This window comes from uncultured Pseudoflavonifractor sp. (assembly GCF_944387805.1).
Lineage (GTDB): Bacteria > Bacillota > Clostridia > Oscillospirales > Oscillospiraceae > Pseudoflavonifractor.
Genome location: NZ_CALXGI010000003.1, coordinates 33362 through 55740, shown reverse-complemented (window position 1 = coordinate 55740; position 22379 = coordinate 33362). Strand labels below are relative to the sequence as shown.

Sequence of the window (22379 nt, the reverse complement as noted above, 5' to 3'; positions counted from 1 at the left end):
TTCACTTCCTCTTCTGGGGTTCCGCCGTCCTTACAGCGCCAGGGTCACCAGCAGCGGCACGCCGCAGCACAGCACCAGCGCGAGAAAGGCGGTGGCATACATGAGCCGGTTCACCCGGACAATGTCCAGGGGCTCCACCGGGTGGTCGGGGTCACCGATGGCAGGCTTCTCTACCAGCTTGCCGAAGTAGTAGTTGGGCCCGCCCAGCTGGATGTGGAGGGCGCCAGCAGCGGCAGCCTCGGTGTGGGCGGAGTTGGGGGACTTGTGGTTCTTCCGGTCCCGGCGGAAGATCCGCAGTGCGTTGGGTCCGTCAAAGCCGGAGAAGCCCGCCCCCAGGCACATAAGCAGCCCCGCCAGCCGGGCGGGGATAAAGTTCACCAGGTCGTCCAGCTTTGCGGCGCAGCGGCCGAACCAGAGGTACTGGTCGTTCTTGTAGCCCACCATGGAGTCCATGGTGTTGACCGCCTTGTAGACCATGCCCAGGGGCGCGCCTCCGATGGCCAGGAAAATCAGGGGCGCAATGACGCCGTCGGAGGCGTTCTCCGCCACGGTCTCCACCGCCGCCCGGGCCACGCCCGCCTCGTCCAGCCGCTGAGTATCCCGGCCCACAATCATGGATACCGCACAGCGGGCCCCCTCCAGGTCTCCGGCCTTCAGCGCTTTGTATACCTTCATGCTCTCCCCCTTGAGGGAGCGGGTGGCCAGCAGCTGGAAGCAAAGAATGGTCTCCGCCAGGAACCGGAGCCACAGTCCCACCTTTCCGCACAGCCACATCACCAGCAGGGTAAATCCGCCGGACAGGGCCAGCACCAGAATCACCAGGGCCGCGCCGCCGGCCAGCTCGCCGCCCTGACTCTTGGGAAAGAGCTTGCGGAGGACCTTTTCCAGTCCGGCGATAAGGGCGCCGATGGCTCGGATGGGGTGGGGAAGCCAGCGGGGGTCCCCCAGCAGCAGGTCCAGGAGAAAGCCCAGCAGCAGGGCAAAGAGCCGCAGGGTCACGGTCATAGCTTGGCCCTCCCCACGGCGGCAAAGACCCGCAGGGCCAGGGGGGCGGTCTCCAGCTGAGCCCGGTAACCGCTGCAGTTGGGCAGCAGCCAGTCGTAGTAGGACCGCTCCGGCAGGCCGAACCTGGCGAGCATGCTCATAAAGATGCCCCCGTGGGCCACAATGCCCGCCCGTTCATACCCTTTGGCGGCCACATCGGCGGCAATGTCCCGGAGCGCCTGCTCCGCACGGGCGTTGCAGTTCTCAATGGACTCGCCAATCTCCAGCTCCCCATTGAGCCACCGCTGGTACACCGGGTCCCCGTCCAGCTCGGCGTGGCACTTGCCCTCATAGGGGCCAAAGTCGGTCTCCTTCAGGTTGTCCACCACGGTCTGCTCCACTCCGGGCCACAGGATATCCGCCGTCTGGCGGCAGCGGAGCAGGGGGCTGCGGTAGATGTGCTCCACCGGCGGCAGGGTAGGGGCCACCTCACGGGCCAGTGCCTCCCCCTCCGGCGCCAGGGGCTGGTCCAGCCGCCCCACAAAGCGACGCTCCAGGTTGCCCGGCGTGATGCCGTGGCGCACCAAAATCAGTTCCATCCCGAGTCCCCCCTCAATGTCATGGGAATGCCGCAGAATATCCGCTCCACAGTCTCCGCCCGCCCGGCTAGGGCGCAGCAGAGGCGGCCCACCGCCTCCCGCCAGGCCCGCTCCTCCCGGGCGATGGGCACCACGCCGCAGCCCACCTCGTCGCAGAGAATCACGATGCCGGGGTTGACCGCCAGCAGCTTTTCCATCTCAGCCAGATGATCCGCCGCCGGATTGGCCCTCACCCAGGCCTCCAGGTGGTATAGGATGGGCTTGTCCGCCGCCTGGGCCGGGTCAAGGGCCACAGCGGCGGGGTCCGCCCCCGTCTTTTTCTGCGCGTAGTCCAGCTTCCCCTGGCCCGCGCCGCCGATGATGAGTCTCACAGCAGCACCTCCGCCCGCTGGGCCAGGGCCGCCAGCAGCACCATGGCGCACTCGCACACCTGGAGGAAATAGCCCGCCAAATCACCTGTGACGCCGCCAAACTGCCGGCGGGACATGGCAATATAGTAGAAAAAGCTGCCCGCCGCTGCCAGCACCGCAGCGCCCCCGGCCCAGGGGGAGAGGCACACCATGGCAATGGCGCAGACTCCAATCCACACCGCCAGCACCACCCGGGCCTTCGCGCAGTCCATGGGGGCGGTGAAGGTGGCCAGCAGGCCGCTGCCCCGGGCGTTGGGCTGGGTGACAGCCGCCAGACCGGACAGGCTGCGGGACAGCACCGGCGTCAGGGCCAGGGCCCCGGCGGAACGGAGGGAGGCCGTCTCCACCTGGCACCATGCGGCAAAGAAGAAAAGCAGATACACCCCGCAGCAGAACACGGCGAAGGCGCCGGTGTGGGAGTCCTTGAGAATTTCCAGCTTCTTCTCCCGGGTCTGGTGGGAGCCCAGGGCGTCGGCGGTGTCGCAGAAGCCGTCCAGGTGGATGCCGCCGCTGACGGCGATAGGGATGAGCAGGGCCACCGCCGCCCTCAGGGGCGCGCCCAGGTCCAGCACTCCGGCCAGCCACAGCCAGCCAAACAGCAGCGCCCCCGCCGCCACACCCACAGCCGGGAACCAGCACAGCGCCCAGGACAGGCTCTTTTTATCCCACTCCACCCGGCGTGCGGGCAGCTTGGAGTACATGGCCAGGGCGATCCAAAAGCTCTTCATTCCCCTTCCCCCTTCCAGCGCACCGGGATGCCGCACACAACCTCGTACACCCGGTCCGCCATCTGAGCCGCCGCCCGGTTGAGCCGGGCCAGGCAGGCCAGATAGTCCGCCGTCTCCTCATCGTACGCGATGCCATCGGAGAACAGCTCGTTGGCCACTACCACTGTCAGGGCGGCACGGTCCTTTATCCTGTTCAGCCCGGAGAGCACCCGCTGCTCCGCTCCGGCGCAGCCTGTGCCGAACCACTCGTTGGCCGCCAGATTGGTCAGGTCCTCCAGCAGCAGGGCGCAGCCCTGGGGCACGTCAGCCTCCGCCAGATTCACCGGACACTCCAGGGTGGCAAACCCCTTGCCCGCCCGCATGGCCCGGTGCCGGTCCACCCGGGCCTGTCCCTCGGCGTCCCACACCTGCATGGTGGCCACATATATCTTTGTTTCCAGACCGGAGGAGACGATCAGGTCCTCGGCAAAGGCCGATTTTCCGCTGCCGCTCCCGCCGGAGACCAGAATCAGCATTGCCGTCTCCTCCGTTCCCCTCGGCGCAGGCGTGAAATCAAAACCGTTGTGCCGCCCAAGACGGCGCGGCGGTTTTGTATCCAGGGGGGAATTTTTCCCCCTGGAGTTACGTCAAAGGCTGATAGGCCTCAATCTGCTCGTCGGCAAAGGTGGTCATGCCGTCGTACACCGCCAGGGCCATGTCCAGCAGGGGCATGACCGCCGCCGCGCCGGTACCCTCGCCCAGGCACATGTTGGCGTAGAGGAAGGGCTTCAGGCCCAGCTCCTCCAGCACCATGCGCCCGGCGGGCTCGTTGGAGGCGTGGCTGCCCAGCATATAGTCCACCGCGGCGGGACACAGCCGTGCGGCGGTGAGGGCCGCGGCGGAGGAGATGAAGCCGTCCACCAGCACGGGGATGCGGCAGGCCGCGCCCCCCAGGAACACGCCGCACAGCCCGGCGATGTCCAGGCCGCCCACCTTGCTCAGCGTGTCAATGGGGTCGGCAGGGTTGGGCTGGTTGAGCCGGATGGCGGTCTCAATGGCCTTGATTTTCCGCTCCAGCCCGGCGCTGGACAGGCCCGCGCCCCGGCCCGTCACCCGTTCAGCAGGGCAGTTGAGGAACACGGAAACCAGCGCGCTGGAGGTGGTGGTGTTGCCGATGCCCATCTCGCCGGTGCCGATAAGGCCGTAGCCCTTGTCCTTCAGCTCCCGCACCAGCAGGATGCCAGTCTCCACCGCCTTGACCGCCTCTTCCCGGGTCATGGCGGGGCCCTTGGTCATGTCGGCGGTGCCCCGGCGGACATTGCACTGCCGGATGCGCTCCCCCGCCACCGCCCGGGCCACGCCGATGTCCACGGGAATGACCTCCGCCCCGGCGGCGGCGGCCATGCGGCAGACGCTGGTGTCGCCGGTGGACATGTTCTCGGTGACAATGGCGGTCACCTCCTGGCCGGTCTGGGTGACCCCCTGGGCCACCACGCCGTTGTCGGCGCACATGGCGATGACGGCACGCTTGCCCAGCTTCACGGCGGGGGCGCCGGCCATGCCGGCAATGCGGACCACCGCCTCCTCCAGCAGGCCCAGGCTGCGCAGGGGCTTGGCGATGGAGTCCCAGCGCTGCCAGGCGGCGTCCATGGCCGCCCGGTCCGCAGGGACAATAGCTGCAAGTGTCTCCTCCAGAATGCTCATACACGCTCCTCCTGATATCTGGCGCATGCCCGCACGAAGCGGCGGGCCGCCTCGGGGCAGGCGCGGAAATGAAAATGGGGAAATCCGGCGTACAGGGTGGGGGTGTGCCAGGCGCAGTCCCAGCCCCGGCTGCTGCCGGGCTTCCGGGCGCGGAAATCCGTGCCCGGCTGCTGGCTGTCCCAGTAGTGGAACTCGTGGGCGGGGAAGCCCTCCCCCGCCCGGCACAGCAGGCCGTCCTTCCGGGCCGTCAGGGTCACATAGCCGAAGCGGCCCAGCTTTCCGGTGCTGCGGGCCGTCCATGGGAACACTCCGGCCAGGGGCTGGTCCGCACCCCCGCTGTCCTGCAAATGCTCATGTAAATATAAAAATCCTCCGCACTCGGCCACGGTGGGCATACCGCCCTCTACGGCGGATCGGATTGCCTTTAACATCCCGGTATTCTGGGCCAGTTCCCCGGCAAAAATCTCCGGGTATCCGCCTCCAAGGTAAAGACCGGAACAGCCCGGGGGCAACTTCTTATCCGCCAGGGGGGAGAAGGGCACCAGCTCCGCCCCCAGCTGTTCCAGGGCGTCCAGGCCGTCAGCGTAGTAAAAGCAGAAGGCCCTGTCCCGGGCCACGGCGATGCGGGGCCTGCCGGGCACAGGGGGCGGGAGGGGCTCCGCCTCAAATTCCAGGGCGGGGGCGGACCGGGCCAGGGCCAGCAGGCCGTCCAGGTCCACCGTCTCCTCCGCCTGGGCCGCCAGGGCGGACAGCTTCTCCTTCAGATTGGCCACCTCTGCGGCGGTGACCAGCCCCAGGTGGCGGCTCTCCAGGGCGCAGTCCTTCCGCTCGGGAAGAAAACCGTATACCTTTACGTCTGTCTCCCCCTCAATGGCGTCCCTCAGCCGGGGATAGAGCATGGGGGAGATCCGGTTGAGTATCACCCCGGCGATGTTACTGTCGCTCCGGAAGTCCCTGATGCCCTTCACCGCGGCGGCGGCGGAGAGGCCCATGCCCCGGCCGTCCAGCACCAGCACGGCGGGGGTGCCGGTGGCCAGGGACAGGTGGTAGGCGCTGGCCCGGGTGCCCATGGCCACGCCGTCATAGTACCCCATGACCCCCTCGATGACCGAGACGCCGCAGTCCCGGCCGTTCTCCCACAGGAGCTGGCGGACCAGGTTCTCTTCGCAGAAGAACAGGTCCAGGTTGCGGCTCCTGGCCCCGATGATTTCGCTGTGAAACATGGGGTCGATGTAGTCCGGGCCGCACTTGAAGGAGGCCGGGGACAGTCCCCGGTTCACCAGTGCCTGGAGAAGGGCGCAGGTGACGGTGGTCTTGCCGCCGCCGCTGGCGGGGGCGCAGAGGAGAAGCCGGGGCAGCGCTCCCCCGCTCATCCCTGTCCCTCCCCGGAGATGAGCCACACCGGGTTCTGGGCGTTCATCATGTGGTAGGGGCCCACAGTTCTGGCCTTGCTGACGGCAATCTGGGCGATCTCCACGTTGGCCAGGCCCATGCCCTCAAAGCACCGCATGGCCTCTCCCAGGGTCTCCAGGGTGATGGCGGCGGCCACCACACGGGCGGCGGGGTTCCTGCGCAGCACAATGCCCAGAATCTCCCCCAGGCTGCCCGAGGTGCCGCCCAGGAATACCCGATCGGGGGCGGGCAGGCCCTCCAGAGCAACCGGGGCCTCGCCGGCCACCAGGTGGAGATTGGACACGCCGAATCTGGCCTTGTTCTTGGCCAGGAGTTCCAACGCCTCCTGCTTTTTCTCAATGGCGAACACGTCGCCGTCAGGGATGGACCGGGCGCATTCCACCGACACAGAGCCGGTGCCCGCGCCCACGTCCCACACCTTCTGGCCCGGCTCCAGACGGAGCTTCACCAGGGCCAGGGCCCGGACCTCCTCCTTGGTCATGGGCACGTCACCCCGGATAAAGTCCTCGTCGGCGAGGGTGGGAATGTAGGCTCTGCCCCGGTCGGGGCTGGGGTTGACTGCCAGCATCACGGCCAGGGGGTCGAACGCATCCTCCGCCAGCTCCTGGGCAGTGCCGTAGGTGATGCGCTCGTCCTCATAGGACAGCCGCTCTCCCACCCACACGCTGACCTGGCCCAGGCCCCGATCCCGCAGGCGGGCGCACAGCTCCGCCGGGCCGTTGTCCCCGCCGGTGAGGAAAAAGGTCTTGGCATGGCGGCCCACCTCGGCGGCGGCGTCACAGCTGCGGCCGTGGGCGCTGACCAGATGGGCGTCCTGCCAGGCGGTGTGGATGCGGGCGCAGAAGTACACCAGGCTGCTGATGCCGGGGATGGCGATGACCTCCCGCTCCTCCTCCAGAAGGGGGTAGAGGTTCTTGGCGCCGCTGTAAAACCCCACGTCGCCGGACAGCAGTACGCCCACTGTGCAGCGGCTGTCCTGGCTGAGAATGCAGTCGGCAATCTCCTGGGCGGGAACAATGGCCTGGGTCTCCTTTCCCTTGTCCTGCCAGGGCTCCAGCAGACGGGGCGCGCCGACGAGCAGGTCGCAGGCGTCAATGGCGTCGGCGGCGTCGGCGGTCAGGGTGCCGCTGTCCCCCATACCCACGCCAATCAGATAAACCGGGCTTTTCATGGTTGTCTCTCTCCTTTATCTCTCCATTAAAATGCCCGGGTCAGAAATGCCTTCATCTCTTCCAGGCTCAATCCGGTCTCCCGGCAGGGGCGGTCGATGACCAGCAGGGCCGCTCCGGTATCTCGGGCGGCAGCCGCCTTAGCCCAGAATCCGCCCGTCCCGCCGCTGGCCTTTGTGACCATCACTTTGATGTCCAGCTGCTCCGCCATAGCGGCGTTGAGGGCCCGGGAAAAAGGTCCCTGCATACAGATGATATGGGCCGGTGGAAATCCCAGCTCCAGGCACCGGTTCAGGGAGTCGGGGGTGGGCAGCACCCGGGGAAACACCCGCTCCAGCAGGCCGGGTACTGCATAGCAGTCCAGCTCCTTGCTGCCGGTGGTAAGGAGCACGTTGCCCTCCAGGCCCAGCAGCATCTCCGCGGCGGAGGTGGCGTCGGGTGCGTGGAGCCAGCCCTCGTCCTCCGGCGGCCCCTCCCGCACCAGGCGGAGATAGGGCACCGCCGCCTCCCCGGCCGCCGCCCTCAGATTGGCGCTGACCTGGGGTGCGTAGGGGTGGGTGGCATCCACCGCATAGTCAAAGGAGCCGGCCCCCAGCAGCGCGGCCATGCCCCCCTGGTCCAGCCGTCCGGTACGGACAGTGACGCCCGCCCCCTCCGGGACCAGGGCGCCGCCGTACTCGGTAGCCGCGCAGTAGGTCACCTTCTGTCCCGCCTCTGCCAGCCATTCCGCCAGCTGGCGGCCCTCGGTGGTGCCGCCGAAGAGCAGAATTTCCACGCTGTTTCCTCCTTCTGCCCGGGATGCTCAGTCCTCCCGGGAGCCCACGCCCCGGTAGCCCCGGGGGGTGACCATCTTGCCGTTCAGGTTCATGGTGGCGCTGCTGCCCACAAACACGGTGGTGAACATGTCCACCCTCTCGTCTCTCAGCTCCGCCAGGGTGAGAAGCCTGCTCTCCTCTCCCTCCCGGCCGATATTGCGCACCCAGCCGCACACTGTGCCGGGGGCCCTGACCTTCAGCAGAATGTCGCAGGCCCGGCGCAGGTGGTCGGGGCGGCTGTGGCTCATGGGATTATAGATGCACAGGACAAAGTCCGCCTCGGCGGCGCAGGTGAGCCGCTTCTCAATGCGCTCCCAGGGGGTGAGCAGGTCGGACAGGGATACCACGGCGAAGTCATGGGTCAGAGGCGCGCCCAGCACGGCGGCGCCGCCGCAGGCTGCGGTAATGCCGGGCACCACCTCGATATCCACCGGCGGGTACTCCTGGGCCACCTCATAGATGAGGCCCGCCATGCCGTACACGCCGGAGTCGCCGGAGCACACCATGGCCACGTCGTGGCCCTCCACGGCGGCCTCCACCGCCGCCCGGCACCGGTCCACTTCCTTGCGCATACCGGTGGAACGGTACTCCTTGTCGGGGAACTCATCCTGAATCAGAGCCACATAGGCGGTGTAGCCCACCACCAGGTCGCAGGCGGCCAGGGCCGCTCTGGCCCGGCCGGTCAGATCGGCGCCCGCGCCGGGGCCCAGGCCGATTACGGTTACTTTCATCCAAAAACCTCCATACGCGCCCTAGGGCGCGGCATTTTTCTCTATTAATCAAATGTCAGCCGCAGGGGCAGCAGGGCCGCCGCCACGGTGACGCCGCCCGCTGCCCGCTTGGGGATGACCAGCTGCCCGCCGCCCAGCACGGCGGCGCGCTCGCACACGTTGTCCACCCCGGTGATCCCCTTCACAAAGTCAGAGGGGGTAAAGTCTCCCTCCGTCCTGAGCAGCTCCTCCGCGCTGTAACAGCTCAGGGGCCAGTCCCGGTGGGCGCAGAAGGCGAGCAGCCCGGCCTCGTCCTTCTTCAGGTCAATGGTGCCCACCCCGGCCACTGCCTTTGCGGAAAACCCGTGCTCCGCCAGAGCGGCGTCTACGGCGGCGGCAATGGTCTCCTCCGCTGTGCCCCGGCGGCAGCCGATGCCCAGCCAGAGCGCCCGGGGCACCAGCCGCAGCCCCGTCTCAAAGAGCAATGGGTCAGTTTTTGCGGTGACAGAAAAGCCAATCTTCGCCTCTCCCGCCGTTACGCCCTGGGGCAGAGGGCCATCCACCGGAAAATCACTGGTAAAGCCCACTTCCTCCCCGGCCAGCAGGGCAGCGGAGACCGCCTTGGCTTCCCTCCGTCCCTCCATGGTGAAGCCCTGCCGGGCGGCCCACTGGTCCACGGCGAAGAGGCCGTTGACGTCGGTGGCAGTGGACACCGCCGCCTGTCCCCCGGTGAGGGCGGCGATGCGTCGGGCCAGGTCGTTGGCGCCCCCCACGTGGCCGGACAGGAGGGGGACCACCCAGCGCCCTGCCTCGTCCACCGCCGCCACGGCGGGGTCGGTGAGCTTATCCTTCACATGAGGGGCGATGGCCCGGACGGCGATGCCGCAGGCCCCCATAAAGATAAGGCCGTCCGCCCGTGCAAATTCCCGGGCCGTCCAGTCCGCCAGGCTGTCCATAGCGGGCAGGTCCAGCTCCGGAGCCAGCCGGGCGGGGACGGACAGGGCGCATTCCTCCCCCTGCTCCGTCAGGGCCGCCGCCAGCTTCTCCCCCAGCGCCGCCCCCCGGGCGGTGAAGGCGGCTATGGCCAGCTTCATCCCTCGGTCCCCTTCCGGCAGCCGTGGGTGAAGGCGGGGTCGTAGAGCTTGGAGCGCTCATACTCGCTGCCCAGGAAGCCGCCCACGGTGATGAGGGCGGTCTTGGTGACGTGGTTCTCCCTGGCGGTCCGGGCCAGGGTGGACACGGTGCAGCGGTACACCTGCTGGTCGGGCCAGGTGGCCTTGTACACAATGGCCGCCGGGGTGTCGGGGGCATACCCCCCCTTCATCAGCTCCTTCTCCACATCCTCCAGCAGTCCGGTGGACAGGAAGAGCACCATGGTGCAGCCGTGGGAGGCCATCTTGGCCAGAGCCTCTCCCTCAGGCACAGGAGTGCGGCCCGCCATGCGGGTAATGATAACAGACTGTGATACATTTGGAAGAGTATACTCCGCGTTAAGAGCCGCAGCGGCGCCGGAGAAGGAGGACACGCCGGGAGTCACGTCGTAGGACACGCCCATCTTGTCCAGCTGGTCCATCTGCTCCCGGATGGCGCCGTAGAGGGAGGGGTCTCCGGTGTGGAGCCGGACGGTGGTCTTGCCCGCCCGCTCGGCCTGCTCCATGACGGCGAGCACCTCCTCCAGGGTCATGGACGCGCTGTCATACACGGCGCAGTCCGCCTTGCGGCCCTCCAGCAGAGTCGGGTTCACCAGGGAACCGGCATAGATGATCACGTCGGCCTCAGCCAGCAGCCGGGCGCCCCGCAGGGTGATGAGATCAGGTGCGCCGGGACCGGCGCCGATAAAGTGTACCATATCAGTGAGCCTCCGTTTTTGTTATCCGTCATAATTCGCCCGGTGGCGCGCCAGCAGCTGCGCCGCGCCGGGGGTCTGTCCCAAAATACCAAACCGGTTGGAGAAGAAGAGGGCCGCAATTTCCATGTCCGCTCCCGCCCGGGCCTTGAGCCTCCTGTCCAGGGCCGCCGCCAGGGAGACCATTACGTTCTCTCTCAGGCCGGCCTCTTCCAGCAGCGCCACAGCGCCGTCAGTGGTGGGGGCGTCGAAGACCCGCTCCACCAGCGCCCGGTCCCCGCCGCACAGGGCGGTATGGGCGGCCATGGTCTCTCCCCGGCCGTCGGCGGTGCGGGAGTGGGTGTTCATGATGCCTGCGGCCACCTTCACCAGCTTGCCCAGGTGGCCTACCAGCAGCAGGGACCGGAACCCCAGCCCCCTGGCGTGGTCAATGGCCTCCCCCACGTAGTTGCTGCACAGGGCCCAGCGGTCCAGCCGCAGGCCCAGTACGTCCCGGGCGAAGTCCTCGCCGTAGTTGCCGGGGGTGACCAGCACGTCCTCCGCCCCGCTGGCCCGTACCAGGTCCAGCTCCAGGCGGACCGAGCGGATGAGGGCCTCCTCGCTCATGGGCCGGACGATACCGCTGGTGCCCAGGATGGAGATGCCCCCCTCAATGCCCAGCCGGGGGTTGAAGGTCCCCCCTGCCAGCCGCCGACCCTCGGGCACGGAGATGACGGCCCGCAGGCCGCCGGGCGCTCCCGACTTCTTCAGCACGGCCTCGGCCTGCTCCCGGATCATCCGCCTCGGGGTGGCGTTGATGGCCGCCGCGCCCACGGGCTGGTCCAGGCCGGGCCTGGTCACCCTGCCCACACCCTCTCCGCCGTCGATCTCCACGCCCGGGGCGTCCATCCGCTCCACACGGGCGGAAATCAGGGCGCCGTCGGTGATGTCCGGGTCATCGCCCCCATCCTTGCGCACGGCGCAGGACGCCCAGCCCTGCCCGGCAGAGAGCTCCAGCAGCTCAGCTTCCACCGGGATTCCTGCCGGGGTGTCCAGCCGAACAGCGCTCAGCCGCCGCCCCAGAAGCAGCAGCTCCGCAGCGCCCCGGACTGCCGCCGCAGCGCAGGTGCCGGTGGTGTAGCCGCAGCGCAGCTTCCTGTCGCCCACGTCAATATAGTGTTCCAGCTTTGCCATACTGCCACCTCCCGGCCCAATATGCAAAAAACGGACCCCTCCCAATGGAAAGGGCCCGTTTTTACGCATGCCAGTACCCTCCACCTCAGAGTACGTACCGAACTGCGGCAGGTCTCCTGGCTCACGCTTCATCCTCCAGCGTCCCTTCTCGGCTCTCTCGCCAATGGACTGACGCTCTCGTCTGCGCTTACAGTAGAGGTAAGACTGCGCCGGATTTTCACCGGTCTTCCCTGTTAGGCGGCTTTATGCCGCACCGCGTCCGAACTTTTGTCTATTCAGCTCAGCCAAACTGCACCATGTCCGGTTATCGCGGACATTTTATGTTATTTCGCTCTCATATGAGAGATTCCTCACAGAATCGCATTGCATATTTTGTGCACATTATCTGTTTCCTGGTATATTTTTCAGCATAGCACAACTGTCCTGTTAAGGCAAGCCGTTCCGCTATTTTTCTATTATAGAAAAATAATATAAACTTGCTCTGTCTCATATCAAAAAAGTGGGGGCCCGCTGTCTGCGGGTCCCCCACTCTCCAGCATGTTTTAGTCGTCGTGCTCCAGGGGAATAGTACGGATACGCCGGCTCTTGGCCTTTCCGTCCTCCTCGCTCAGAATAGCCCACCGGGCTACCTCCAGCTGGGTACGGTTCTTCCCCACCTCAAGCAAGACGTGATCTCCGTCCACCGCTGTCACGGTGCCGTGGATTCCGGCTTTGGTGTACACCTTGTCGCCCACTTTCAGCCCGCGCTGAACGCGCTCCTTCTCCTTTCTCGCCTTACGGTCCGGGAGAATGAAGAAAATAATCAAGACTGCCACAAGCACAACCAGGAGAATGGCGTACATAATTGTTGTCTGGCTCTGTTCAGGCATTTGCTCCCCCGCCTTTCTCTGGTCAGTCCATGTGCTCCAGGACGTACTGAATGCTTTGTTCCAGCATACCACAATCGGACAGATAACGCAAGATGGTATACCGCTTTTCCGGCGCGCAGGAAACCCGAATCATGTGGGCCAGCGCCTCTTTATCCGGCAGGTGATCCGTGACGGCAGCGCCGATTCCGGTTTTCTCCAGCATCTTCCGCACGTCGTCAGACGCGGGCAGATACTGCTTTAGCTCCTCCCGAATGGGAGCGAGCTCCTCGGGCATGGCCGGGCCCAGCAGATACTCGTACAACAGGGCGGAGACCAGCGTGCCGAAGGCCACGGTGGTGCCGTGGGAGGGAGCGGGGCGGCCCTGGTCGATGGCCGACTCCACCAGGTAGTGAGAGAAGATGTGCTCACTGCCCGAGGCAGGGCGGGTATCCGAGCACAGGGCCATGTTCACGCCGGTGAGGCACAGGGCGTCAATCAGGGTGCGGATAGCCTCCTGATCCCGGGCCACAATGCCGTCCAGGCAGTCCAGGCAGGCCCGGGAGGTCTTGTCCACAATGTCAGCAATCAGCGGGCAGTAGTAAGCGCCGTCCACATGCCGGGCCAGAATCCAGTCGGGCAGGGCTGTGCGCTTGCCCAGCATATCGCCGAATCCGGACTTGATCAGGTCCCATGGAGCGGTACGCAGCACCTCCAGGTCTGCAAAGAGGCCCTGGGGGAAGGTGCAGTCCTTGAGCACCTTCTTCTTTCCGCCGATAAGCATGCCGGCCACATCAGATCCGTAGCCGTCCATGGAGGGGCAGGTCATCACCAGCACAAAGGGTTTGCCCAGCCGGCTGCCCACAAATCGCCCCAGATCCGTGATGGTACCGCCGCCCACGGCGATGATGCCGTCGGTCTTGGGCGTCACCGCAAAGACCGCAGTGCCCACCACTGTCTCGTCGTTGAAGAGCGGGCCCTCGCTGCTGTATTCCCGGATGGTCAGTTCCCAGCCCTGCTCCTTCAGATAGGCGGCCAGGCGGTCGTTGATGGCCTCTTTGGTGTGGATATCACAGAGCATAACGGCCCGCTTTCCACCCAGCAGGGTCTCAAACTCAGCGGACAGGTTGGTGCTCCACATATCGGTACAAATTCTGCGCATGGGTACAAAATGCGTGCGCCCGCAGCTGCATTCAAAGGGGCGGTTCAGGTACTGTTCCAGCAATTCCATATTTTATCCCCCTATTACTCCAATTTTCCCTGACAGTTTCGATATTTTCCGGGTGATATCCCTACAATTTTCCGAAAGCACTTGGTAAAGTAGCTCTGATCCACAAAGCCCACCAGATAGGCCACATCAGCCAGTTTCACGCTGCTGTCCAACAGAAGCTGCTTGCTCTTCTCAATCCGCACCTGGATGACATAGTTGGAGAAGGTGGTGCCCGTCTCCTCGGCAAAGAGCTTAGAGAAGTAGGAACGGCTCAGATACACCATCTTGGCGGTGCCTTCCAGGGTAATTTTGGAGGCATAGTTCTGCCGGATATAGTTAATGGCCTTGGACACGGCATAGGAGTGCTTTGTGGCGGCGGCATCCTGTACGTAGGATGCGTAGCCGCTGGCCGCTGTGGACAGCCAGACGCCCATATCCGCCACCGCGGAGCAGGCAGCCAGCTCATGGAAATAGGTCTCGTTGAGCAAAAAGATGGTATCCACCTCCGCGCCCGCGTCGATGGCGGCCCGGCTCATCACCACCAGCAGCTCCATGCACCTGGCCCTTGCCGCGTCCAAATTTCCGTTTGCTGAGAAGGAGATATAGCTGAGAACCTGGTTGATCTGCTGGCGCGCTCCCTCGTTATCGCCGTCTGAGATTAGATGGACCAGACGGCGCTCCATCTCAATGGAGTACCCCGTCGTGGTGCCGTCCGCCCCGTTGGTGGCGAACTTGAACATCTTGTTGATAAGCTCCCAGCGGTTTTCCGTTGGTGAAAAACCCCTGTCTCTGGTGCCGCAGCAGGTGAGCAGCGCGCCCAGTGTCTCGCCGAAGTGATACCCCTTGCTGGTGCTCATCACCGGAATACAAACCAGGGCGGAGAGTGCCTTTTCATCCAGGCCCGGGAAGGAATCCCGGTCAAATTCATCCAGCAGGAAAGGCCCGGCTACCACGCCGGTGGGGATCCCCATACGGGTGGTACAATATGCGGCGACAAAGATTAGATTGAGGGGGCAGTAGTAGGTATACCGCCCATCCCAGCGTTCCGCCTCCAGACAGTTGCGCAGATGAACCTGAAGGCAGTCGCAGTCACCGCCCCGGCAGGGACAGCTGTCCTGGCAGAAGGAGGGTGGGTCCTCGTAAAATTTCCGCTCCCGGAGATTGAGCACACAGGTATCCACACCGCTGATTTCTTCAAAATGGTTGGCGTATTTTTTTACGCGCTTAAGCAGGCTCTCGTCCACCCAGACCTTCTCCTTTCCGATAAAGTCACAAGCAGGAGATCTGCGCAGGGCGCAGATCTCCTGCTCGATATAGAATCGAATGTTCCAGCTCGATAAGGATTAGTAGCTGTTTTTGACAATCGTGCAGGCGCCGGTGGGACACTGTGTCTTGCAGGTGCCGCAGTTGATACACTGGTGGTCGCCGGAGGAGCCGGAGGGGCCGGCAATAATCTTAATGCCGGCGCTGGCGCCCAGGCGATTGGCGCCAGCCTTGATCATAGCCACAGCGTCCTCATAGGTACGGATGCCGCCGGAGGCCTTCACGCCCATCTCAGGGCCAACGGTGGCCCGCATGAGCTGCACGTCCTCCACGGTGGCGCCGCCCTTGGAGTAGCCGGTGGAGGTCTTGACAAAGGCTGCGCCGGCCAGCTTGCTGACGGTGCAGGCCTTGACCTTCTCCTCGTCGGTGAGCAGGCAGGTCTCCAGGATAACCTTCACCGCAGCCCGGCCGCGGGTGGCCTCCACCACGCCCTCGATGTCCCGCTTGACCAGATGCCAATCTCTGGACTTGATGGCGCCCACGTTGATCACCATATCTACCTCGCGGGCGCCGTTGGTCACGGCGTCCTGCGCCTCAAAGCGCTTGGCCTCGGGTGTCTGGGTGCCGAAGGGGAAGCCGATGACACAGCAGGGGGTCACATCGCTGCCGGAGAGCTGCTCGGCCACATAGCGGATATAGGAGGGGTTGACACAGACGCTGGCGAAGTGATACTTCTTGGCCTCGTCACAGACCTTCTTGATATCCTCCACAGAGGCCTCGGGCTTGAGCAGGGTGTGGTCAATATACTTTGCCAGAGAGGCGGGGTCCATGGAGCCGCCGGCCGCAGAGGCGGCGGGCGTATCGCAGACGCCGTACCGGCTGCACACCTCTTCTGTCACTTTTCGGATAATCTCGTTGAGTTCATTCATTTCCAATGCCATATTCATTCCTTTCCTGGTGCGGCGGGGCCTCCGCCGCGGTGAGCGTCAAGTGCTTCACCGGGCCCGCTCCAGCGCCTCAGCGGCCACTTTTGCAGTGGCAGTGAGGCCAATCCGGTCAGCGCCGGCGGTAAAGAGCTCCAGCGCCTTGTCCAGCGTCTTGACGCCGCCGTCGATCTTAATCTTTACATTGCGGCCCAGGATCTGCCGCACCAGAAAGATCTCTTCCACACGGGCGCCCACACCGCTGGTCATATTCTGGATTTTCACAAAATCCACGCCGCAGCGCTTGGCCAGAAGAAGGACCTGTTCTTTCTCAGATTCATTGTAAGAGCCGTGCTCAAAAACAGCCTTTACCAGCGCTCTGCCACGGGCTGCGTCCACTGCTGCGCCAAAGTCCCGGGTCACCTTGTTCCAGTTCCCGGACTTTACCGCCGCAATGTCTACGGCAATATCCAGCTCAGACGCGCCGGCATTGGTGCAGGCCCGCACGTCTGCCACCTTGGCCTCGGTGCTCATAAATGCGCTGGGAAAGCCGATGGCGGCACACACCGCCACGTTGGTTCCCGCAAGGGCCTGGGCCGCCTCTTCCACATAGTAAGGAGCCACGCACACCGCGCCCACTCCCCACTGCTTGGCCACCTGGCATTCGGCCAGCAGCTTTTCCCGGGTCATGTCCGCCACAAGAAGGGAGTGCTCCAGTCTGCGGGGCACATCGGCACAGGTCACATCCCGCATGCGGGCGCCCTGGCCCTGGATGGGGCAGGGGCGGGCGGCTCCCTTTTCCTGGGCCTCCAGCTCCCGCAGGACCTCTTCCGAAATTTTCTTGATGTCAACCATGGCTTAGTCCTTTCTTGAAGGGGCCGGCACTGTGTGTCCCATGATATTCTCCCCATTGAAAGTGCAGTAGTCCACCACGCCGCAGATGGTAATGTCGGCGATGCACTGCTTGCCAAGGAACATGTTCGCCGCACCGCCGTCGGTATTCACAATGACAATGTCACCCACACCGGCGTCGGCGCAGTCAAAGGCAATCTGCCGCGCGCCCTCAGGCTGGCCATGCTCGTTGAGATACTCCACAATCATCAGCTTCTGGCCCTTATAGCCCTCGTCCTTGATGGTGGAGACCACATTCCCCACGACCCGCGCCAATCTCATGGCAGGCACCTCCCTTTCCTGGAGTATTCACGGCACAGGGACGGAATGCCGCCCCAACAGGGCAGGCGTCTCCCCGCGCGTCCGGACGGCACGCAGGGAGACGACCCGCAGATTGGTTACGCCTGGGGCAGAATGGCCTCCACATCGCCGTGGGGAGAGGGGATGACATGCACGCCGTACAGGTCGCCCACCCGCTTGGCAGCGGCGGCGCCGGCCTCGACGGCGGCCTTCACGGCGCCCACGTCGCCGCGGACCATAACGGTCACCAAGCCGGACCCAATCTGCTCCTTGCCCACCAGGTGGACGTTGGCGGCCTTCACCATGGAATCCGCAGCCTCAATCGCGCCGATCAAACCTCTGGTCTCAACCATACCCAAAGCCTGTCTCTCCATAACTTAATTCCTCCATTTTATCATTAATTTTTCGATGGTAGTCTTTTTGTGCCGGCGGCCCTGCCGCCGGGGAATGGAATTGTGCTACAGCTCTTCCCGATAGGAGTCAATAAAGCCCACAATGGCCGCGTCCGCCGGGGTGAGCTTTTTGCGGAACATCCGGGCGGCCTCCTTGGAGCCGATGAGGTAGACAAAGTCCCCGTGGCCCGCCTGGCGGGTGGCGTCCGCCGCGATCACCTTTTTGGTTCGCTTTCCGTTCTCGATGACCTGAACCACCAGCAGGGGAATTCCCTCCAGGTGCTCCTCCTTCACAGTGGCCACCACCGAGCCGATCACCTCGCCGGTATACATCGGTCTTACGCCTTGGCCGCGGGGGCCTTCTTGGCGGCGGGCTTCTCATAGCCGGGAAGAATCGTCTCCACATCGTCGTGAGGGCTGGGAATGACATGGGTGCCGTACAGGTCGCCCACCCGCTTGGCAGCGGCAGCGCCCGCCTCGACGGCGGCCTTCACCGCGCCCACATCGCCGCGGACCATGACGGTCACCAGGCCGGACCCGATGCGCTCCTTGCCAATGAGATGCACGTCGGCAGCCTTCACCATGGCGTCGGCCGCCTCGATGGAGCCAACCAGGCCCCGGGTCTCTACCATACCTAACGCAAGCTTCATAATTATGTGCCTCCTGTCAGTGTCCTTGGTTTTTATGGGCAATCCGTATTACAGCAGCGCTTTGACCAGATCGGGGTGGGGAGAGGGAACCACGGTGCAGTCGGACACCAGGCCCTTCTCCCGGGCGGCAGTACGCCCGGCCTCCACGGCAGAGCGGACCGAAGCCACGTCGCCGGTGAGTACCACAAAGGATTTTCCGCCCAGGCCCCGGCCCAGCCGGACCTCAATCAGGTCCACGGTGGCCGCCTTGACAGCTGTGTCGGCCGCCTGGATGGCAGCGCAGACAGAGAAGAGCTCCATGGTACCCACGGCCTGGACGCTGCCCACATCGGTGCAGGCGTTGATGGCCTTGGGAACCTGGGGATGGATGCGGGGGATGAGCAGGCTGTCGATGAGCTTGCCGCCCGCCGTGGCGGTTCCGGCCTGAACGCTGGCGTTGACTGCGTCCACCTCGCCGGCCACCACCACCACGTACTTTCCGGCGCAGACCGTACCGGCGGAGATGAGCTCCACATGGGCCGCCTTGAGCATGGCGTCCCCCGCCTCAATGCCCTTGGGGATGCTCTGTACTTCAATGGCTCCTAACGCTGTCCTCATGCTCTCACCTCCACATAGGCCTGAGTGACCTCGGTCACGGTACCGTCAATACTGGCGTGGATTTTTGCGCCCAAGCCCTTTTCCGGCAGATCCAGAATCAGCTGGCCCCGGATGACCCGATCGCCCGGCTTGACCACCGGCCGCCCCGGAGCTCCTGTATGCATCTTAGTAGGAATCCGCACCAGAGAACAGGGCAGCAGCCCTGTCTCCATGGGGGCGGGCACATCGTATTCCTCGATGCCCAGCCGGGCAATAAGCCGCCCGGTGGGAAGGCGTTTATCTGCAATATACCGGTCCGGCTCGCCCATCCGGTCCCGGTTGGCCCGCAGGCCCTTCTGCATCAGGCTACCCTTGAGCATCTTCATGATGTGAGAGGGCTTCAGGCCGAAGTTGCAGGCGTAGTAAGTACAAAGTCCGCAGTCGCAGCAGGAGAGGATGCCGGCCACGTCGCCCACCAGATCGGCGCCGCAGGCCACCGCCCGCATGGCCTTGTGGGGACTGGTCCCCAGCCCCAGGGCGTGCCGGGGGCACATCTGGGTGCACATGGTGCACTGGCAGCACACCGACTGCATCACCTTCAGATTGATTTCCGGGTTTTTCCGCTCCAGAAGAGGATGATTGCGGGGAATCACCAGTACGCCGCCGGTGGTCTTGGTAACGCTCTGCTCCCAGTTCTCTGTTACGGCGCCCATGCAGGGTCCGCCCACGATGAGCACGCTGTCCTCCTCCAGAGGGCCGCCGGCGTACTCCACCAGCGCAGAGAGGGGGGTGCCGATGGGCACCCGGATGGTGCAGGGGGCCTTGACCGCCCCGCCCACGGTGACGTACTTGTCGGTCACCGGCTCACCCCGGACCGCCTTGGCCACGTTGACCAGGGTGCTCACATTGTTGACCACACAGCCCACGTCCTTGGGCAGTCCGCCCGGCGGAACCACCCGGTGGGTGACCTCATAGATGATCTGCTGCTCGTCGCCGGCGGGATAGAAGCTGTCCACAATGTGGAGCCGGATCTTCTTCTCGTGCCTGAGCACGTCCCGCAGGGCCCGGATGGCGCCGGTATAGTGCTCCTTGAGGAAGATAATCCCCTCCTTGGCGCCCACCAGCTCCATCTCAATCCGCAGTCCCTCTACCACATCCCGGGCTTCAAACTCCATGACCTGCTGGTCCACCCGCAGCAGCGGCTCGCACTCCGCGCCGTTGGCGATGACGAACTCCGCCTGGCAGTCCAGCTTCACATGGGTGGGAAATCCGGCGCCGCCGGCGCCTACCACGCCTGCGTCTCTAATCATTGCTAACTTATCCATAGGCTCAGATAATCCGGAGATCGCCCTTGAGCACGCAGCGGCGGGCACGGGTAAAGGTGCGGGCGCTGGTGAGTCCTTCACCGGTGGGGGTAGCGATGGTCAGGGTGGCGAAGCCCTGGCCGCCGAAGCCCAGGCCGGAGTAGGACGGGGCGTTCTTGACGAAAATAGTGGTGTCCAGGGCGGCTGCCGCCTGGGTCATGTGCTTGATGTTGGTGGAGTGAATCATGGCGGAATGGTGGCAGCCCCGCTCAGCCCGCACCGCCTCGGCCACAGCCTCGTCGATGTCCTTCACCCGGACAATGCCCAGGACGGGCATCAGCATCTCCACCATGACAAAGGGATGGTACTTGTCCACCTCGGCGATGACCAGCCGGGGATTGCCCTGGTAGGACACGCCGCTCTCCTGAAGGATGTAGGTGGCGTCCCGGCCCACGAACTTCCGGTTGATGACGTGCTTGCCGTCCTTCTCCAGCAGCACGGTGCGCACCACCTTGTCGATGTCGGCGCCGGAGATCCGCCAGGCGCCGCAGCGCTGGACCATCTCGTTCATCAGCGCGTCGGCGATGTTCTCAAAGGCGAACACCTCTTTTTCCGCCACGCAGAGGACGTTGTTGTCAAAGCTGGCGCCGTCCACAATGGTCTTGGCCGCATAGGGGATGTCCACGGTGTCATCCACAATGACGGGCGGGTTGCCAGGTCCGGCGGCCACCACCCGCTTGGGGTACTTCATGGCCGCGGCCACAACCGCCTCGCCGCCGGTGATGGAGAGCAGCCGGATGTCCTTGGAGGCCATGATGGCCTCGCCGGTCTGCAGGGTGGGCACCTTCACGGTAGCGATGAGGGCGGGCGGGCCGCCTGCCTCCACAATGGCCTCATTGAGGATACGCATAGCCTCCTGGGAGGCGTGCTTGGCTGCCGGGTGGGGGTTGAACACCACGGCATTGCCGGCGGCGATCATGCTGATGGAGTTGTTGATGATGGTCGCCGTGGGGTTGGTGGAGGGGGTGATGGAGCCGATGACCCCCCAGGGGGCGCCCTCCACGATGGTCAGGCCGTCGTCCCCGCTGAAGGCCTGGGTCACCAGGTCCTCAATGCCGGGGGTCTTGTTGGCGGCCAGCTGGTTTTTCAGGATCTTGTGGGCCACGCTGCCGTACTTGGTCTCGCTGTGGGCCAGCTCAGCCAGGTACTCAGCGTTTTTCAGGGCCGCGGCGCGCATGGCGGCGATAAACCGTCCCCGCTCTTCCAGACCCATGGCATGGAGCCTCTGCTGGGACGCTTTCGCGTTGGCGATGGCCTCCTCGGCAGTATCGCACATCCAGCAGCCGGAAGCAGGCGTACATCCGCCGCCCCCTGCCAGCTCCGCCGCAGTCTCCCGGGCAATTCGCTCGATCTCGCTTCTGTTGAGCACGTTCTCACTACCTCTCTGCTGTCGGCAGTTTTAGTTGGGACTGAACTGCTGCTTACTGAAACTTCTGGAATACCCGCTTGTTGTCGATATCGATGTGGTCGATGATGGCCACAATGGACTGATCCACCGGCTTGTTCTCCGTGGCTGCGGTCTGACGGGAGGAGCTGCCTCCCACCAGCATGACCACTTCGCCTTCACCGGCGCCCACTGCGTCCACCACCACGATGGGGCTTCCCTTCTCCTCCATGGTCTCCAGGTCAATGGGCTTGACCACCAGGAGCTTCAGTCCCATCAGCTTTTCCGCTTTGTTGGTGCTGACCACTGTTCCCTTGACTCTCGCGATCTGCATGTCAATCCTCCCATCTGCTAAACACGGACGATTCGGATATTCAGCTCCGCGGCCTTGTCCAGGGCCGAGGGGGTGATAATGGCGTTGGAGGCACAGCGCAGCTCCTGCGCGCCCGCCTGTCCGGCGTCCATCATGTCCCGCTCGGTGACCAGCGTCAGGAGGGGTTTGCTTCCCAGCTCCGCCGTCCAGTCAAAGGCTGTGACGGTGACGCCCATATCCTCCAGCGCCTCGATGGCGTCCAGCACCTTTTCGAAAAATGTGTTTCGTTTGAACCGCATAGGCTGGAAATCCAGCCAGATGTGTACGTCCTTCCCCCACAGGAGGGTGCGGAGCACCAGGTCCTCCAGCAGCCCCTCATCCTCCCCTTTTGCCAGACGGCTGAGGGTGGAGGTGCGGGGCGAGAGGAGCAGCACGGTCTCCACACCGGCGGCCTCCTCAATGTAGTCCTGCTCTCCCTCGGGCGTCCCCTGCACCGCAGGGACCTGCTCGTAGTGGAGATGGTCTCCAAAGAGGAGATAGCGTACATTGCCGCCGAAGGTCTCCCGCACCTGCTTGAAAATTCTGTCCGGCAGGGCCAGCGGCGCGGATATGATGGCCAGTGTGTCCGGCGCCTCGGGCTTCGCCGCCTGAGCGGCGTCCACCGCTCTGCACACCTCCGCCGTAATCCGCGCAATCAGTGCCTGCCGTTCCAGACTGTCCAATCCATCGCCCCCTTTC

At 64.6% G+C, this 22379-nt stretch carries 26 protein-coding genes, 1 pseudogene and 1 riboswitch; all 27 genes and pseudogenes read right to left on the bottom strand.

Annotation, left to right across the window (positions count from 1 at the left end; translation table 11 throughout):
* Window positions 1-30: 30 nt before the first annotated feature.
* Complete coding sequence (gene cbiB / locus Q0K06_RS01640; protein ID WP_294547654.1) at window positions 31-1005, bottom strand: adenosylcobinamide-phosphate synthase CbiB; 975 nt, start codon at window positions 1003-1005, stop codon at window positions 31-33.
* Window positions 1002-1583, bottom strand: coding sequence for a histidine phosphatase family protein (locus Q0K06_RS01635; protein WP_294547652.1), 582 nt, complete (start codon window positions 1581-1583; stop codon window positions 1002-1004). The genes cbiB and Q0K06_RS01635 overlap by 4 nt, the downstream gene beginning before the upstream one ends.
* Complete coding sequence (locus tag Q0K06_RS01630) at window positions 1574-1954, bottom strand: bifunctional adenosylcobinamide kinase/adenosylcobinamide-phosphate guanylyltransferase (protein ID WP_294547650.1); 381 nt, start codon at window positions 1952-1954, stop codon at window positions 1574-1576. Before Q0K06_RS01630 ends, Q0K06_RS01635 begins: the two co-directional genes overlap by 10 nt.
* A complete protein-coding gene (locus Q0K06_RS01625; protein WP_294547648.1) occupies window positions 1951-2721 on the bottom strand; it encodes an adenosylcobinamide-GDP ribazoletransferase in 771 nt (256 codons plus the stop codon). Before Q0K06_RS01625 ends, Q0K06_RS01630 begins: the two co-directional genes overlap by 4 nt.
* Complete coding sequence (locus Q0K06_RS01620) at window positions 2718-3236, bottom strand: bifunctional adenosylcobinamide kinase/adenosylcobinamide-phosphate guanylyltransferase (protein WP_294547647.1); 519 nt, start codon at window positions 3234-3236, stop codon at window positions 2718-2720. Before Q0K06_RS01620 ends, Q0K06_RS01625 begins: the two co-directional genes overlap by 4 nt.
* A 106-nt stretch (window positions 3237-3342) precedes the next feature.
* Complete coding sequence (cobT, locus tag Q0K06_RS01615) at window positions 3343-4404, bottom strand: nicotinate-nucleotide--dimethylbenzimidazole phosphoribosyltransferase (protein ID WP_294547645.1); 1062 nt, start codon at window positions 4402-4404, stop codon at window positions 3343-3345.
* Window positions 4401-5777: a cobyrinate a,c-diamide synthase gene (locus Q0K06_RS01610; RefSeq protein ID WP_294547643.1), complete on the bottom strand. Its 1377-nt coding sequence runs from the start codon at window positions 5775-5777 to the stop codon at window positions 4401-4403. The genes cobT and Q0K06_RS01610 overlap by 4 nt, the downstream gene beginning before the upstream one ends.
* The gene (cbiE, locus tag Q0K06_RS01605) at window positions 5774-6988 is read right to left on the bottom strand and encodes a precorrin-6y C5,15-methyltransferase (decarboxylating) subunit CbiE (protein WP_294547642.1); all 1215 of its coding nucleotides are present in this window, start codon (window positions 6986-6988) and stop codon (window positions 5774-5776) included. Before cbiE ends, Q0K06_RS01610 begins: the two co-directional genes overlap by 4 nt.
* A gap of 26 nt (window positions 6989-7014) precedes the next feature.
* Entirely contained in the window at window positions 7015-7761 is a 747-nt protein-coding gene (gene cobK / locus Q0K06_RS01600) for a precorrin-6A reductase (RefSeq protein ID WP_294547640.1), read from the bottom strand.
* Window positions 7762-7788: 27 nt separating this feature from the next.
* A complete protein-coding gene (gene cobJ, locus Q0K06_RS01595) occupies window positions 7789-8532 on the bottom strand; it encodes a precorrin-3B C(17)-methyltransferase (RefSeq protein WP_294547638.1) in 744 nt (247 codons plus the stop codon).
* A 44-nt stretch (window positions 8533-8576) separates the two neighbouring features.
* The gene (locus Q0K06_RS01590; RefSeq protein ID WP_294547637.1) at window positions 8577-9605 is read right to left on the bottom strand and encodes a cobalamin biosynthesis protein; all 1029 of its coding nucleotides are present in this window, start codon (window positions 9603-9605) and stop codon (window positions 8577-8579) included.
* On the bottom strand, window positions 9602-10360 hold the full coding sequence (gene cobM / locus Q0K06_RS01585) for a precorrin-4 C(11)-methyltransferase (protein ID WP_294547634.1): 759 nt from the start codon (window positions 10358-10360) through the stop codon (window positions 9602-9604). The genes Q0K06_RS01590 and cobM overlap by 4 nt, the downstream gene beginning before the upstream one ends.
* Window positions 10361-10381: 21 nt before the next feature.
* Window positions 10382-11530 carry a cobalt-precorrin-5B (C(1))-methyltransferase CbiD gene (cbiD, locus tag Q0K06_RS01580; protein ID WP_294547633.1) on the bottom strand — a complete coding sequence of 383 codons (1149 nt, stop codon included), beginning with the start codon at window positions 11528-11530 and terminating at the stop codon, window positions 10382-10384.
* An 88-nt stretch (window positions 11531-11618) separates the two neighbouring features.
* Window positions 11619-11803, bottom strand: a riboswitch (cobalamin riboswitch).
* Window positions 11804-12072: 269 nt separating this feature from the next.
* The gene (gene yajC, locus Q0K06_RS01575; RefSeq protein ID WP_294547631.1) at window positions 12073-12399 is read right to left on the bottom strand and encodes a preprotein translocase subunit YajC; all 327 of its coding nucleotides are present in this window, start codon (window positions 12397-12399) and stop codon (window positions 12073-12075) included.
* Between the two features lie 22 nt (window positions 12400-12421).
* On the bottom strand, window positions 12422-13606 hold the full coding sequence (locus tag Q0K06_RS01570; RefSeq protein WP_294547629.1) for a sn-glycerol-1-phosphate dehydrogenase: 1185 nt from the start codon (window positions 13604-13606) through the stop codon (window positions 12422-12424).
* 14 nt (window positions 13607-13620) lie between these two features.
* Window positions 13621-14829, bottom strand: a complete 1209-nt coding sequence (locus Q0K06_RS01565; RefSeq protein ID WP_294547627.1) for a helix-turn-helix domain-containing protein — start codon at window positions 14827-14829, stop codon at window positions 13621-13623.
* 201 nt (window positions 14830-15030) lie between these two features.
* A pseudogene (gene deoC, locus Q0K06_RS01560) lies at window positions 15031-15678 on the bottom strand (deoxyribose-phosphate aldolase); the annotation flags it as partial.
* Between the two features lie 165 nt (window positions 15679-15843).
* Window positions 15844-16626 (bottom strand): deoxyribose-phosphate aldolase, encoded by a 783-nt coding sequence (gene deoC / locus Q0K06_RS01555; protein ID WP_294547626.1) that lies wholly within the window; start codon window positions 16624-16626, stop codon window positions 15844-15846.
* A gap of 3 nt (window positions 16627-16629) precedes the next feature.
* Complete coding sequence (locus Q0K06_RS01550; protein WP_294547624.1) at window positions 16630-16944, bottom strand: EutN/CcmL family microcompartment protein; 315 nt, start codon at window positions 16942-16944, stop codon at window positions 16630-16632.
* A 116-nt stretch (window positions 16945-17060) separates the two neighbouring features.
* Window positions 17061-17336 carry a BMC domain-containing protein gene (locus Q0K06_RS01545; RefSeq protein ID WP_294547622.1) on the bottom strand — a complete coding sequence of 92 codons (276 nt, stop codon included), beginning with the start codon at window positions 17334-17336 and terminating at the stop codon, window positions 17061-17063.
* An 84-nt stretch (window positions 17337-17420) separates the two neighbouring features.
* Window positions 17421-17687, bottom strand: coding sequence for a EutN/CcmL family microcompartment protein (locus Q0K06_RS01540; protein ID WP_294547619.1), 267 nt, complete (start codon window positions 17685-17687; stop codon window positions 17421-17423).
* A 5-nt stretch (window positions 17688-17692) separates the two neighbouring features.
* Complete coding sequence (locus Q0K06_RS01535; protein ID WP_294547617.1) at window positions 17693-18004, bottom strand: BMC domain-containing protein; 312 nt, start codon at window positions 18002-18004, stop codon at window positions 17693-17695.
* Between the two features lie 48 nt (window positions 18005-18052).
* Window positions 18053-18601 (bottom strand): BMC domain-containing protein, encoded by a 549-nt coding sequence (locus Q0K06_RS01530; RefSeq protein WP_294547614.1) that lies wholly within the window; start codon window positions 18599-18601, stop codon window positions 18053-18055.
* Entirely contained in the window at window positions 18598-19890 is a 1293-nt protein-coding gene (locus tag Q0K06_RS01525; protein ID WP_294547611.1) for an SLBB domain-containing protein, read from the bottom strand. The genes Q0K06_RS01530 and Q0K06_RS01525 overlap by 4 nt, the downstream gene beginning before the upstream one ends.
* A gap of 19 nt (window positions 19891-19909) precedes the next feature.
* Window positions 19910-21313 carry an aldehyde dehydrogenase family protein gene (locus Q0K06_RS01520; RefSeq protein ID WP_294547608.1) on the bottom strand — a complete coding sequence of 468 codons (1404 nt, stop codon included), beginning with the start codon at window positions 21311-21313 and terminating at the stop codon, window positions 19910-19912.
* A gap of 52 nt (window positions 21314-21365) precedes the next feature.
* A complete protein-coding gene (locus Q0K06_RS01515; RefSeq protein ID WP_294547606.1) occupies window positions 21366-21662 on the bottom strand; it encodes a EutN/CcmL family microcompartment protein in 297 nt (98 codons plus the stop codon).
* Between the two features lie 17 nt (window positions 21663-21679).
* Complete coding sequence (locus tag Q0K06_RS01510) at window positions 21680-22363, bottom strand: hypothetical protein (protein ID WP_294547604.1); 684 nt, start codon at window positions 22361-22363, stop codon at window positions 21680-21682.
* Between the last annotated feature and the right edge of the window lie 16 nt (window positions 22364-22379).